At 61.3% G+C, this 13566-nt stretch carries 9 protein-coding genes and 1 pseudogene; 3 read left to right on the top strand and 7 right to left on the bottom strand.

The genetic code is table 11. From position 1 onward, the window contains the following. Positions 1 to 3: 3 nt before the first annotated feature. The gene (cyoA, locus tag JFT85_RS20925) at positions 4 to 945 is read right to left on the bottom strand and encodes a ubiquinol oxidase subunit II (RefSeq protein WP_053257916.1); all 942 of its coding nucleotides are present in this window, start codon (positions 943 to 945) and stop codon (positions 4 to 6) included. Between the two features lie 27 nt (positions 946 to 972). On the opposite strand from cyoA, the pseudogene JFT85_RS28610 reads away from it, so the two are divergent. After that, a pseudogene (locus tag JFT85_RS28610) lies at positions 973 to 1263 on the top strand (hypothetical protein). A gap of 474 nt (positions 1264 to 1737) precedes the next feature. Here the strand turns inward: JFT85_RS28610 and JFT85_RS20920 are convergent. Together JFT85_RS20920 and hmpA are read right to left on the bottom strand one after the other, a co-directional pair. Further along, a complete protein-coding gene (locus JFT85_RS20920) occupies positions 1738 to 2244 on the bottom strand; it encodes a disulfide bond formation protein B (protein WP_053257917.1) in 507 nt (168 codons plus the stop codon). A gap of 232 nt (positions 2245 to 2476) precedes the next feature. Beyond that, complete coding sequence (gene hmpA / locus JFT85_RS20915) at positions 2477 to 3658, bottom strand: NO-inducible flavohemoprotein (RefSeq protein ID WP_053257918.1); 1182 nt, start codon at positions 3656 to 3658, stop codon at positions 2477 to 2479. A 147-nt stretch (positions 3659 to 3805) separates the two neighbouring features. On the opposite strand from hmpA, the gene norR reads away from it, so the two are divergent. Further along, positions 3806 to 5353, top strand: a complete 1548-nt coding sequence (norR, locus tag JFT85_RS20910) for a nitric oxide reductase transcriptional regulator NorR (RefSeq protein ID WP_073638213.1) — start codon at positions 3806 to 3808, stop codon at positions 5351 to 5353. 129 nt (positions 5354 to 5482) lie between these two features. Here the strand turns inward: norR and JFT85_RS20905 are convergent, their stop codons facing one another. Further along, positions 5483 to 6385, bottom strand: coding sequence for a DMT family transporter (locus JFT85_RS20905; protein WP_069553267.1), 903 nt, complete (start codon positions 6383 to 6385; stop codon positions 5483 to 5485). Between the two features lie 138 nt (positions 6386 to 6523). Between JFT85_RS20905 and JFT85_RS20900 the strand changes: the two genes are divergently transcribed. Beyond that, complete coding sequence (locus tag JFT85_RS20900; RefSeq protein WP_053257921.1) at positions 6524 to 7402, top strand: helix-turn-helix domain-containing protein; 879 nt, start codon at positions 6524 to 6526, stop codon at positions 7400 to 7402. 4 nt (positions 7403 to 7406) lie between these two features. Here JFT85_RS20900 and JFT85_RS20895 read toward each other — a convergent pair whose 3' ends face one another. The 3 genes from JFT85_RS20895 to JFT85_RS20885 all read right to left on the bottom strand — a co-directional run bounded on the left by JFT85_RS20895 (position 7407) and on the right by JFT85_RS20885 (position 13308). After that, positions 7407 to 9905 (bottom strand): LuxR C-terminal-related transcriptional regulator, encoded by a 2499-nt coding sequence (locus tag JFT85_RS20895; RefSeq protein ID WP_187601409.1) that lies wholly within the window; start codon positions 9903 to 9905, stop codon positions 7407 to 7409. Positions 9906 to 10132: 227 nt separating this feature from the next. Beyond that, on the bottom strand, positions 10133 to 11491 hold the full coding sequence (locus JFT85_RS20890) for a DUF1329 domain-containing protein (protein WP_073638216.1): 1359 nt from the start codon (positions 11489 to 11491) through the stop codon (positions 10133 to 10135). 26 nt (positions 11492 to 11517) lie between these two features. After that, the gene (locus JFT85_RS20885; protein WP_053257924.1) at positions 11518 to 13308 is read right to left on the bottom strand and encodes a DUF1302 domain-containing protein; all 1791 of its coding nucleotides are present in this window, start codon (positions 13306 to 13308) and stop codon (positions 11518 to 11520) included. Between the last annotated feature and the right edge of the window lie 258 nt (positions 13309 to 13566).

The raw sequence follows: 13566 nt of genomic DNA, 5'->3' as shown, positions 1-13566 counted from the left end.
CGTTTACTCCTCTGCCCCAGCAGTTGAATGCGAGCCCGTGTCAGAACCTTCAACCACGGCCACTTCTTTCTTCTCGTGCTTGACCGGCTTGCCTGGCTTCATACCTTCGTACTTGTCGACGATTTTCTGAAACAGGTCCGGCGTGTACGCGGAGTACAGAGTGGCGGGGTTGTTCTGGCTTGGTTTGGCAAGGGCATCGTATTCAGCTTGATCAAGCTGTTTAGGTGCGGCCTTGACTTTGGCTACCCAGGCGTCGAAATCTTCCTGGCTCGTCGAGATCGCTTTGAATTTCATGCCGGTGAAGCCAGCGCCGCTGTAGTTAGCGGAGATGCCTTCCATTTCAGCTTTCTGGTTGGCGATCAGGTGCAGCTTGGTCTGCATGCCTGCCATTGCGTAGATCTGGCCGCCCAGAGCGGGGATGAAGAACGAGTTCATCACGGCGTCGGAGGTGATCTTGAAGTTCAGCGGAGTGTGCTCCGGGAACTGGATTTCGTTAACCGTCGCGATACCCAGGTCCGGGTAGATGAACAGCCACTTCCAGTCCAGCGCGACCACTTCGATGTTGATCGGCTTGACGTCGGATTCCAGCGGACGGTACGGGTCCAGTGCGTGGGTGGACTTGTAGGTCACATAGCCCAGGGCAATGATGATGAGGATCGGCACCAGCCACACTGCGACTTCGATCTTGGTGGAGTGCGACCACTTCGGCGCGTAGGTCGCGCTGGTGTTCGACGCGCGGTATTTCCAGGCGAAGGCGAAGGTCATGATGATCACGGGGACCACGACCAGCAGCATCAGCAGGGTGGCGGTGATGATCAGGTTTCGTTCATCCAGACCGACCTGTCCTTTTGGGTCGAGCAAGGTCCACTTGCAGCCTCCCAGCATTAACATCATGCCAAGCAGCGGCAAAAAGCCTAGTAATCGGGGGTACCTGTTTTTACTCATCTCACGACCTCTAAAGCAGCTTGCGCAATGCAGTTGGGTTTTGATCGCCAACACTTCACCCTGCCAAGGGTTGGCATTTCTCTTCGATTGAATAAGAGCCTGCCCGGTACGCCATAAATGGACGTGTCACGGACCTGCGGTGAGTTCTTATTCGATTTCGTGGTTAAAGGCCTTGTTACAGACCAATTCCATTTGGTGCGGAAAGTTGAAAGGCTGCCGGAACCTGGGGTCGCACAGAGCCATCCATCTGCCCCTCGACCGCTCCAATGCTCAAAGATTGAACAGCACCGGACATTCAGTGCGGGCGATTGTAGTTAGCTAGCGATGTATAAACCATGTCTTATAAAGAAATAATTTTTATCGATTCCAGCAACAATCCTTCACCATTCCTGCAAAGGTTCGCGATCTTATCGTGTTCGATTCCCCACAAAAACCACAAAAATTGCCGTGTTATTCAGCACAGCCACTCAACCCTTACACGCTGTAAGGGCATGCCAAACGCATCCAAGTCCCCATAAAACAAGGCATTCGGACATCACCGAAGCGCTGGAACCACGCGGCGCTCGCGGCGTCATTCAAACCACGAACTGACAGCACAATTTGGCTTCCTGGCGCAAATTTATGCGAAGGTCCGGCACAGCAGAAACGTCCTGCGGCAGCTTCCGTGTGACAACATGTCGCACACTGCGCACACCTCAAGTTGCTGCGCGTCACAGCACTTTCACAAATCCCTACGAACAAAAACGCCCCGGCCTTCCTTTAAGGAAGACCGGGGCGTTTCAGTGAACAGACTCAGGCGTTGGGTCGGCGATTCCGGTAAATGCCCAACGGCACCAGGATCACCGTCAGCACGAACGCCACCAGTGCCCATTGCGCCAGGGACAGGCCGAGGATCGGCGGGTAAGGCGTGCTGCAGAAGCCATCAACCTGGAAGCCCAGCGGGAACACCTTGGCCAGCGGCAGGTCATCAACAATCGGCTGCAGCACATCGATGCCGCAGCTGACTTGCGGGAAGAACTGGGTGTACACATGGTGGCCGGCCGCAGCGACGCCGCCCAGCGCACTGAGTACCACCAACCCTTCAAACAGCGTGACCGCGCCCTTGCGGCGCATGGCGGCGCCGATGAACGCAAATATCGCAATCAACAACAAGGCGTAGCGCTGCAGGATGCACAGCGGGCACGGCGCCTCGCCCAACACGACTTGCATGTACAGCGCGCCGCCGATCAGCGCCAGGCAGATGATGCCCAGCAACACCAGAAAGCGCCGCTCCCTGCCTATACGCAATTCGTCACTCATCCCCGTTTCCCTTACCTGATTATGGTTAATGCCAGATGGCCGCAAGTTTACACACAGGGGATGGTTAAAACAGAAGGGGGTTAACAGCAGATTAATCAGCGGCAAATGGAGGAGCAATGTGCGAGCGGGCTTGCTCGCGAAGGCGGCGTGTCAGTCGACATGTTAAGTGACTGATCCACGGCTTTCGCGAGCAAGCCCGCGCCCACAATTGGGCAGCGTCGTTTCCGGACAATTATTCCAGCGCCGCAGCCGGGCCGAAGAACTCGTAGCGCGCCTGCTGCTCGGGAACGCCCAGAGCCTTGAGGTGGCGCTTGATCGCCGCCATGAAGCCTTTAGGGCCCAGGAAGTAGGCGTCCAGGTCGCGCTGCTCGGGCAACCATGCCGCCAGTTGCGCTTGGCTCAGCAGGCCGACCTTGTCCGCCGCCGGGCTTACGCCGTCGTCCTCGGCATAGCAGTAAAAGCGTTTGAGTTGCGGATGCTTGGCCGCCAGGGCGTCCACCCAGTCACGGAACGCATGCACCCCGCCGTTACGCGCGCAGTGGATAAAGTGCACCGGGCGCTCAGTGGCCAACGCCGCTTCGAGCATTGGCAGCGTCGGGGTGATGCCCACGCCACCGCTGATCAACACCAGCGGTTTATCGTTGGCCACCAAGGTGAACTCACCCGACGGCGGGAACAGCTCAACGGTCGCGCCAACCAGCAACTGGTCATGCAGGAAGTTGGACACCCGCCCACCGGCCTCGCGTTTGACGCTGATGCGGTAAAGGCCCGCGTCGCTCAAGGCTGACAGGGAGTAATTACGGCGCACTTCTTCGCCGTCGACCGTCAGCTTAATGCCAATGTACTGGCCCGGCGCAGCGGCCAGGATCGGACCGTTGTCCACGGGGGCAAAATAGAACGAGGTAATCTCATCGCTCTCCTCCACCCGCTTGACCAGCAGGAACGGCCGCGCACCGCGCCAGCCGCCCGGGGCCTGAGCTTTTTCGTCGTAGATGGCCGCTTCGGCGCCAATCAGGATGTCGGCCAACTGGCCGTAGGCGGCGCCCCAGGCGCTCAGCACCTCAGGCGTGGCAATCTCGCTGCCGAGCACTTCGTAGATGGCGCGCAACAGGCAGGTGCCCACGATCGGGTAATGCTCCGGGAGGATCTGCAAGGCCACGTGTTTGTTGATGATCTTGGCAACCAGATCGCCCAGTTGGTCCAACTGGTCAATATGCCGCGCGTACATCAGCACGCCGTTGGCCAACGCGCGGGGTTGGTCGCCGCTGGCCTGATTGGCCTGGTTGAACAGCGGGCGAACCTGCGGGTATTCGCTGAGCATCATGCGATAGAAATGCGTGATCAGCGCTTCGCCACCGCTTTCCAACAAGGGCACAGTGGATTTGACGATGGCACGGTCTTGGGCACTAAGCATGGCAGACTCCTGGGTCTTCTTACTGAATGCCTTTACTTAATCAGTATTCATGCCAACTTATTATTCGTTAATTTTCAATGATTTAAATATTAAGTAGTCAATATGACCTGCAACACAATATAGTCGTAAGGACTACAAGGAGTCATTATGACTGCACAATCGCTGCTCACCACCCTGCTGCCGCTGGTCGCCGACCTTTCTCGCGAATTGTCCGAAGGCGAGCGCTATCGGCGCCTGCTGCACGCCATGCGCGCCCTGCTGCCGTGCGACGCCGCGGCGTTGTTGCGCCTGGATGGTGAGTGGCTGGTGCCTCTGGCGGTGGATGGGTTGAGCGCCGACACCCTTGGTCGACGCTTCAAGGTCAGCGAACACCCACGCTTCGCCGTGCTGCTGAGCAGCCCCGGGCCTACCCGTTTCGACAGCGACAGCGAACTGCCCGACCCCTACGACGGTTTGGTCGAGGGCCTGCACGGCGACCTGCACGTGCACGACTGCATGGGCTGCCCACTGTTTATCGACGACAAACCCTGGGGCCTGCTGACCCTCGACGCGCTGGACACCGAGCGCTTCGAGCGTGTTGAACTGGATGCCTTGCAAGCCTTCGCCAGCCTGGCGGCGGCCACGGTCACCGTTGCCGAACGTATCGAGCGCCTGGCGTTGCGCGCCGACGATGAGCATCAGCGCGCCGAGATCTACCGCCAGGCCAGCGGCCAGCAGCACAAGGAAATGATCGGCCAGAGCAAGGCGCACAAGCGCCTGGTCGAGGAAATCAAACTGGTCGGCGGCAGTGACCTGACCGTGCTGATCACCGGCGAAACCGGCGTAGGCAAAGAGCTGGTGGCCCAAGCGATTCACGCCGCGTCGCCGCGTGCAGATAAGCCGATGATCAGCCTCAACTGCGCCGCCCTGCCGGAAACCCTGGTGGAGAGCGAACTGTTTGGCCATGTGCGTGGCGCCTTTACCGGCGCACTCAACGAGCGTCGCGGCAAGTTCGAGCTGGCCAACGGCGGCACCTTGTTTCTGGATGAAGTCGGCGAGTTGTCGCTGACCGTACAGGCCAAACTGCTGCGTGTACTGCAAAGCGGCCAGTTACAGCGCCTCGGCTCGGACAAGGAGCATCAGGTGGATGTGCGCCTGATCGCCGCCACCAACCGCGACCTCGCCGAGGAAGTGCGCAACGGTCGCTACCGTGCCGACTTCTATCACCGCCTGAGCGTGTACCCGCTGCAAGTGCCGGCGCTGCGTGAACGTGGGCGCGACGTGCTGCTGCTGACCGGGTTCTTCCTGGAACAGAACCGCTCACGTATGGGCTTGGGCAGCCTGCGCCTGAGCAGCGATGCCCAGGCGGCATTGCTGGCCTATAACTGGCCGGGCAACGTGCGGGAGTTGGAACATTTGATCGGCCGCAGCGCACTAAAGGCCCTGGGTAACTGCCACGAACGTCCGAAGATTCTGAGTTTGAATGCGCAAGACCTCGACCTGCCTGACGTCAGCGCGCCGCCGGTGATCGAAGCCCAGGCCGATGCGGTCCCGGTTGTCGCCGGCGACCTGCGCCAGGGCACCGAACATTACCAACGCCAGGTTATCAGCGCCTGCCTGGAGCGCCACCAGCACAACTGGGCCAGCGCCGCCCGCGAACTCGGCCTGGACCGCGCCAACCTGGGCCGCATGGCCAAGCGCCTGGGCCTCAAATAAACCAACGGGCTTGGTAAGCGGCGGTAGACACCTCGGCCCATGTGGGAGCGGGCGTGCTCGCGAATGCGGCGTGTCAGGCAACAACTCTGGCACTGATACACCGCTTTCGCGAGCAAGCCCCCTCCCACATTAGATTGCCTTCGCTTTGTAGACAGGACTCACAGGCTTGGGCTTACGAAACACCAGCACATTCCCCAACATCACCAGCACCAACCCCATCAGCGCCGGGGCCGTCCACTGATAACCCTCGGCGAACGCCGACACGTTCAGCGCCACCACCGGGAACAACACCGTGCAGTACGCGGCGCGCTCCGGCCCCATGCGGCCGACCAGCGTGAGGTAGGCGGTAAACCCAATCACCGACCCCGGAATCACCAAGTACCACAACGCGCCGACATAACGCGCACTCCAATCCATCTCGAACGGAATCCCGCGCACCGCGCAGTAGGTCGCGAGCATCGCCGAGCCATACGCCATGCCCCAGGCATTGGTGGTCAACGGTTTGAGCCCGGCTTTTTGCTGCAGGCTCGAGAGCATATTGCCCGCCGAGAAACACATCGTGCCCAACAAGGCCAACCCCAGGCCGAGCAACGTCTGTGGGCTGGCGGTGTGCCCGGCCAATTCCGGCCAGAACAAGAACCCCAGGCCCATCAACCCCAGCGCGCCGCCCAGCAATACGTTCCGCGCGACCCGCTGGCCAAAAAACACCCGCGCATTGAGCGCGTTCCACAGCGTGGCCGTGGAGAACACCACCGCCACCAGGCCGCTGGGAATCCACTGGCTGGCCGTGAGGAAGCACATGAAGTTGACGCAGAACAGGCACAGGCCTTGCGCCAGGCAGATCAGGTGCCCGCGGCGGTTCATCACTTGCAACTTACGACTCAGCAGTAACAGTGCAAACAACACCAACGCCGCCAGCCCAAAGCGGTAGACGATCGACACCGGAATCGCCACGACGCCCAATTGCCACTTGAGTGCAATCCAAGTGGTGCCCCAGATCAGCACGGTGAGTAAATACAGAAAAAGGTTCATAGCGGGCTCCGTCGATTGAGCCACAGTGTCACCCGCCAGGCCGGGAGCGCTCTTGCAGATTCTTGCGCTTTTGTCGGGCAGTGGGCTCACAGCGCCAGCGACGCGGAGTAGGATGCAAGGCGTCGGAGAGTACACACCATGCCTGATCTGGAATCCCTGCAAGTCTTTCAAGCCCTCAACCGCTCGCCCAACGCTCGCCTGGAAGCCTGCGCCGAGCTCGGTGACGGCTTGTCTGCGGCCTTGTGGAGCAACCATCACGACTCGCAGGACTACCAGGCGCCCAGCCATCACACCTTGTCCTGCTACATCGGCGGCGGCACCGGGACCTTTCGTCGCGACCAGCCGGGCACCAAGGGCGGCCCCGACAAGCTGTGTATTCTGCCGGCCGAACACCAGTCGGCCTGGGTGATCAACGGCGAAATTCGCCTGGCCCACGTGTATTTCAGCCCGGAACAGTTCGCCCTCGGCTGCGTCACCCTGCTCGACCGCGAACCGCGTGAACTGCAACTGCGCGAAAGCACTTTTCTCGAAGACGCAAGCCAGGCGCGGCGCTTTCACCGATTGATCGCCCTCAACTGGCACGAGCCCGCCGAGCGCCTGCTGACCAGCAGCCTGGCGCATGAAATGCTCAGCCACACCTTGCTCAGCCAGGTCGGCGCGCGTGATGGCCTGCGCCTCAAAGGCGGGTTGGCCGCGCATCAGCGGCGGCTGTTGGTGGACTACATCGATCACCACCTGGAGGACCCGATCAGCCTGGGGCAACTGGCCGGTCTCTGCGCGCTGTCGGAATACCATTTCGCGCGGATGTTTCGCCAAAGCTTCGGCTTGCCGCCCCATCAATACCTGTTGGCACGACGGCTGGTTCGGGCACAGACCCTGTTGCGCAGTGGCGCCCTGCCCCTCGGTGACATTGCCTGGATGTGCGGTTTCTCCAGCGCCAGCCACTTCACCCATCGTTTTCGCCAAGCCATGGGCGCGACGCCCGGTGAATACCGCCAAGCGTTCTGCACCGCCTGAACCATCACCCCCTCATCAAGCCCAACGTCTTGGCTTTGGCCACCGCCTGGGTGCGCCGCTCCACGCCGAGTTTGCTGTGAATACGTCGCGCGTGGGTCTTGACGGTGTGCAGCGAAATAAACAGCCGATCGGCGATTTCCAGGTTGGAGTTGCCAAGGGCGATCAAATGCAGCACTTCCAGTTCGCGTTGACTCAAGGGGTTCTCCGCCACGCCGCCGGGCGACGCTTGCGTCTCCAACCCCAGCTCACTCAATAACCCAGGAGCGCGCAAGCGCAGTTCGCGAATAGCCTGTTGCACCTGGCAACGCGCGGCCAGTTCCAAACCGGTTTGCAGGGCATGGCGGGCCAGCGCCGCATCGCCCACGCGCCAGGCCACTTCACCCAGCACGAGGTGCAATTCGGTTTCCAGGCACAGCATGCCGCGTTGCTGGGCGGTGTGCAGCAAGGCATTGAGCCGCACCATGGGTTGGTCGGCGCAGCCCAGCCGCACCTCGGCCAGCACCAGCAAATACTCCAGACGTGGAATCAATTCCAGCGTGGCCGGCGGTGCCTGTCGAGCCTGCGGCCCACGGAAGTGGCGCAACACCCGGCGCACCGCCTCCACGGTCAAGTCGGCGCGGCCCTGCTGTAACCAGAAGTGCCCACTGACCAACAGCAGCACTGCGCGATACACCGATTCCGGCACTTGGCGTTGCTGCATCAAGCGCTCGGCGTCGCGCAGTTGGATAAAGGCCTGGGCGTAATCGCCATGGTTGGCTGCCAGCAGTGCCAGGCCGAGAAACCCGTACAGCACGCGTTTGTCCTGGCTGTGCAGGCACATCGTCAACCCGGCGTCGAAACACTCGCTGGCGAGTGCGTCCTGCCCCTGGCGCAGCGCCAAATGCCCGCGCCGCAGGGCGATGCGCCCGACCAATGGCCCGGCCTTGAGCCGCTGCTGCATGAGCATCGCCTGCACATTTTCCAGCAGGCTTTGCGCGCGATACGGGGCGCCGCGTTGTTCCAATAATTGCGCGTGGTCCAGTTCCAGCAACGCCTCCAGTACCAACGAGCCGTGGGCCCGCGCCAGGCACAGGGCTTCGCGGTTCAGCGTTTGGCCCACGTCCAATTCACCGCGCAGCAAGGCTTGTTGGGTCAGGCCCGAGAGGCACATCACGCGCGACGTCCAGGCGTTATCGGGCAAGGCTTGCAAGGCTTCCAGAAAATGCTCGCGGGACCGCTCGGCATCGCCGCCCAGATGCAACAGCCAACCCCATTGCGCCTGCCAGCGGGCCAACAAATGCCGCTGTTGCGCTGCACTGGGTTGCGGGGCAAAGCGGGCAAGCTGGTCGATGCACACGCCCGCCTGGTCAAAACGCCCGGCAAACAGCAGCGCCGCCGTGACCAGCCCCACCAGTTGCGCAGAACCGAGCATCAAGTCATCGCCATGCTCTTCATGCAGGCGCAACAGCAGCAGCGCATTCTGCTGGCGGAACAGGTCTTCAAAACTGAAGTGCTGTAACAAACTCACCGCCACTTCGTACTCTTCGGCCAGCAACGCCTGTTCAAACGCGGCTTGCCAGTCGCGCTCGGCGGTAAACCACTGGCAGGCACGCCGATGCCACGAGCGCTTGGCCGGCCAGGGCTCATTGCAGAGCAATCGCGCCAGCGGCGGGAACACGTGCAGCCAATCGGCGGTGTCTTCCCATGGCTGGATAAATGCACCGAGTGCCTGCAAATCCCGCAGGTACTGAGCGCCGTCGCCAGCACCGAACAGGTGCTCACACAAGCTCGGGTTGAAACGCGGCAGATGCGCCAGCACACGCCAGGCATCGGCCAGTTCGGCCGGCAAGGTACTGAAGAGCTCATGTTGCAGGTAGTCGAGCAAGGTCTTGTCCGGGTGCCCATCGCCCAGCAAGGCGATACGCACGCCCGCACACCAACCGGCACTGAACTGCATCACGCTGTCGACAGTCTGCCCGGGGCCCAGCAATTGCTGGACCTGCGCGGGGCTGAATGCCAACTCACTGCACTCCAGCAACGCGTCGTCGAGCAACAGCCGTGGCCAGTTGCACAGCGGCCGCCGTCGCGCGCCCAGCCACCAGGTCAGCGCCGGGCTGGCGACGTTGAGTAAACGATCGAGCAACGCGTCCAGCCCAGGCGCGGGCAGACGGCAGAAGTCATCGAGAAATACCCACGCCGCGTGCTGCCAGCGGCTGAGGTCGAGCAACAAAGTGGCTTCATCGACAAAGGGCAGCCCCAGGTTGTGCGCCAGGCGCTGACAAAATTCGTGGGGGCTGAGGACCGCGCCATTGAGCGGCAGCCAATAGACCTGGCAACCTTTCGGCGCCTGCAACGCACACTCTGCGAGCAACGCACTCTTGCCACTGCCACCCGGCGCGCAAAGCAACTTGACCCTGACGGGCGCGGCGAGCAAAGGCTCGGCCAGGCGCGGGCGCAACAGATGGTGAGCGGACAGCCGTGGCATGAATCCAGGACGGTCCAGGCAGCGTGTCATGGCGGTCATTGCTGCATCCTGCGTTTTTATTGTTATGCAACCTGACGCCTACCGTAGTCCTGTGGTCGGCGGTTGTTGAAGAAGTATTCAGCGGGGTGATTAATGACCATGCACAAAAGCCAATGTGGGAGCGGGCTTGCTCGCGAATACGGCGTGTCAGTCATCGACTTCTGAGACCGATACACCGCCTTCGCGAGCAAGCCCGCTCCCACCATTGCGCCCAATTCGACCCGGGATCAGCGCACGCCCGTAGACCTCAAAGCCGCCGGTGTGTAATCCGCCGCCTTGGCCGCAAAGCCGAACACGAAGCTGCTTTTCTCCTCATTCTTCATCCCCAGCGCGATGTAGCGCCCGGCGATGATGTCGTACAGGGTTTCCACGGTGTAGGCCGGCACCTGGTGGTCGTAATAGAACTGCGCATGGCCTTCGGCAACACGCCACAACTGGCCACGGCCGTCGTAGTGATCCACCAGCGCGACTTGCCAGCTGTCCTCGTCAATGTACATGTGGCGCTTGGCGTAGATGTGCCGCTCGCTTGGCTTGACGGTGCCGACCACTTCCCACACCCGGTGCAGCTCGTAACGAGTGAGGTCCTGGTTGATATGCCCGGCCTTGATGATGTCGTCGTACTTGAGGGTCGGTGAGTCGAGCTTGTAGCTGTTGTAGGGGATGTACATCTCTTTTTTGCCGACCAGTTTCCAGTCATAGCGGTCGGGGGCGCCGGAGAACATGTCGAAGTTGTCGGTGGTACGCAGGCCGTCGGAGGCCGTGCCCGGGCCGTCATAGGACACTTGCGGCGCGCGGCGCACACGGCGCTGGCCGGCGTTGTAGATCCAGGCCAGGCGCGGCTCTTTCACCTGGTCGAGGGTCTCGTGCACCAGCAGCACGTTGCCCGCCAACCGCGCCGGGGCGGTGACCGATTGCTTGAAGAAGCTCAACACGTTGGCGGCCTTGGCCGGGTCGATATCCGGGATGGCCTGAGGCACCGCCACTTCTTCCTCGAAGCGGATCGGCGTGTAGCTGCCGTTTGTCTGCGGGGTGGCCTGGGTGATGATGCGTTTCAGGTTGCCGCCGTGGTAACGGGTGATGTGGTTCCACAGCACTTCCACGCCATTCTTGGGAATCGGGAACGCGTAGTAGCGGTTGCCGGTGAAATTCTCCAGGCCGTTGCCGTCGTTGATCGCGTGCACATTCAGCGCGCTGCGCTTGATTGACTCATAGATGTCCGGCGGCAGGTTGACCGTGCGGTGCGTCGGGTACACCGGGATTTTGTAGGTCTCGGGGTAGCGCTTGAACATCGCCACTTGGCCGTCGGAGAGTTTGGCCTTGTACTTGTCCACCGTGGCGGCGGTAATCACGAACAGCGGTTTTTCATTGGCGAATGGGTCGGCGAGAAAGCCCTTGCTGTCGACTGCGCCGGCGTTTTTCGGGATGCCACCGGTCCAGGCCGGGATTGAGCCATCGGCGTTGCCGGCTTTTTCGGCGCCCACCGGCGTCAGGCTGGTGCCGAGCTTGGCGGCCTCTTCGGGCGACACGGCGGCCATGACGTGGGCCGCCAGCAAACTCAGGGCCATCACTGCAAATATCTTACGCATAGGTTCTTGTCCTTCCTTAAACCAAGTCAGAAGTTCACGCCGAAGCTGAGGGCGACAAAGTCGCGGTCGGTGAGGGTGTTGTAGTCACCGCCAAAAAAGTCGGTGTAGCTCAGGCTGGCGGTGTAGGTGTTGCGGTAGTCCGCATCCACGCCGACGCTGATCGCCTTGGCGCCTTCATTGAACAGGCCGTTGGGGCCATAGCCACTGACGTCCTGGGACCAGGACAGGTTGGGCTTGAGGTTCACCCCGGCAAACACGTTGTTGTAGTCAAGGATTGCCCGGGCGCGATACCCCCAGGAGTTGGCCGTGACGAAACCATCGGTGTCGCCGCCGAAACCGTAGGCGCCGTACACCGAATCACGGCCGTAGCGCAGTTTGCTTTTGGCCTCCAGCCCGCCGACGTGCACAAACGCCGCCTCGCCCACCAGGGTCAGGCGTTCGGCGCCGAGTACCTGGTCGAAGAACTGGGTCATGGTGCTCTGGATCTGAGTGATTTCCTTGCGCCGGTAGCCGGAGTTATCCGAGCCGAACGAACTGCGGATCGGCGAGGCGGTTTGGCCGGCAATCGGGTTGACTAGCGCCAGGGTCAAGTCGGTGGTGTTGAGTTGCACCGGAGCATTCGGGCGGTAGCTGATTTCGCCGGTCCAGGCCGTGCCGGTAGGCAAGGTGGTGGAGAAACTCGCGCCGTACAGGCGAATGTCTTCCGGGTAATCGAGGTAATACTGGCCACGGCCGAGCATCGTGCTCTGGGCCAGGCCCGAGCCGCTGCCGGGTGCGATGGCGTTGGCGGTCGCCGCGATACGCCCGATGGTGGCCAGGTTGGTGTTGGCGGTGATCGTGCCCACAGTAGGCGTGCGGCTGTGGTAATTCATGAAGTACAGGCCGTACTCGGTGTCATCGCCGAGCCAGCGCAACGCCGCGCCGAACTGGCCGCCATCGCGGGCTTCACGGTCCGAAGCACGTTGCACGACCACGCCTTCGCGCGTCACCTGGAAGCCTTGGCCGAACGCTGCGGCCACCGGTTGCAACGGCGCAATCGCCGGGCTGCCGACGGTGTAGTTGCCATTGCAGCCGTGGGCCACCACGTCGTTACCGAAGAATGTGCCGCAGTTATCCACCACGGTGTTTTCCCAGTTCAGCTGGTAGAAACCTTCCACCGACAGCTGGTTGGTGAGGCTCTGGGAGGCGAACAGCATGTTCACCGGAATCAGGCCCTCCTTGATCTCGGCACCCGGACGACGGAAAGCCGACACGTCGATCGGGTTGATGCTGTTGATCGAGTTACCGATAAACGTACTCTCGCCCCAGCTCACCACCTGCTTGCCGACACGCACGTTGCCCGGCAAGTCGCCGATGGAATAGTTGTGATAGACGAACGCATCCAGCAGCTCGTAGCCCGAAGAGCGCGCGCCCTCGTCGCGATGGTTGTTGCTGATTTGCTTGAATTCGCGGTTTTCGTCCTGCAGTTCGAAGTCGTACCAGTATTTGCCGCGCACAAACACGCCGCTGTCGCCGTACTTGAGCTCCAGGTCGTGAATGCCCTTGAAAATCTTGGAGAAGGTTTCGCCCTTCTTGAAGTTCAGCCGCCCGTCATCCCCGGTAGACGCCTGCCCCGTTCCGCCATTGGGAATCCCCACCAGCTTTTTGTCGGCATCGCGCATGCCCCAACTGGCGCCGACCGACAGCGAGGAATCGAATTGCCCTTCGATTTCGCCAATGTTGAACGAAACAGCCTGTGCCTGGGCGCAGCAGCCCAACGCAACCGCAGTGGCCAGCGCCTGTGGCGTGAAGATGGCGCGCATTGTTGTTTTTGTCATGCGTCTTCCCCGGTGAGTGACAGAAGGCCCCACCCTACTGCCGCTCGTCAGGAGCGATAAGCGCACCAAAGGGGTATTCGCACTGTCGCTCGAAAGGATTAGCAGAGGCTCTGGCCGGGGTTTGGGCAGGGCTATGGATCAGGTGGATGGCGGGTTATCAGGAGGATGGATGGCCCGCCTGGAGACTGTTGCAGATTGAGTAACAGTCCTTGTCATGAAGCGCTATTACTCATTTTGTTACAACCAACTATTCTTACC

Origin of the sequence: Pseudomonas sp. TH04 (genome assembly GCF_016651355.1) — a bacterium.
Taxonomy (GTDB): Bacteria; Pseudomonadota; Gammaproteobacteria; order Pseudomonadales; family Pseudomonadaceae; genus Aquipseudomonas; species Aquipseudomonas fluorescens.
Note: the sequence above shows the minus strand (reverse complement) of the source record. Positions and strands in the feature narration are given on the sequence as shown.

Bases quoted from the DNA above. Each gene is read 5' to 3' on its own strand.
- JFT85_RS20920 (WP_053257917.1), bottom strand. From the start codon at position 2,244: ATGAGTGACGAATTGCGTATAGGCAGGGAGCGGCGCTTTCTGGTGTTG.
- JFT85_RS20900 (WP_053257921.1), top strand. From the start codon at position 6,524: ATGCCTGATCTGGAATCCCTGCAAGTCTTTCAAGCCCTCAACCGCTCG.
- JFT85_RS20895 (WP_187601409.1), bottom strand. From the start codon at position 9,905: ATGACCGCCATGACACGCTGCCTGGACCGTCCTGGATTCATGCCACGG.
- norR (WP_073638213.1), top strand. From the start codon at position 3,806: ATGACTGCACAATCGCTGCTCACCACCCTGCTGCCGCTGGTCGCCGAC.
- cyoA (WP_053257916.1), bottom strand. From the start codon at position 945: ATGAGTAAAAACAGGTACCCCCGATTACTAGGCTTTTTGCCGCTGCTT.
- JFT85_RS20890 (WP_073638216.1), bottom strand. From the start codon at position 11,491: ATGCGTAAGATATTTGCAGTGATGGCCCTGAGTTTGCTGGCGGCCCAC.
- JFT85_RS20885 (WP_053257924.1), bottom strand. From the start codon at position 13,308: ATGACAAAAACAACAATGCGCGCCATCTTCACGCCACAGGCGCTGGCC.
- hmpA (WP_053257918.1), bottom strand. From the start codon at position 3,658: ATGCTTAGTGCCCAAGACCGTGCCATCGTCAAATCCACTGTGCCCTTG.
- JFT85_RS20905 (WP_069553267.1), bottom strand. From the start codon at position 6,385: ATGAACCTTTTTCTGTATTTACTCACCGTGCTGATCTGGGGCACCACT.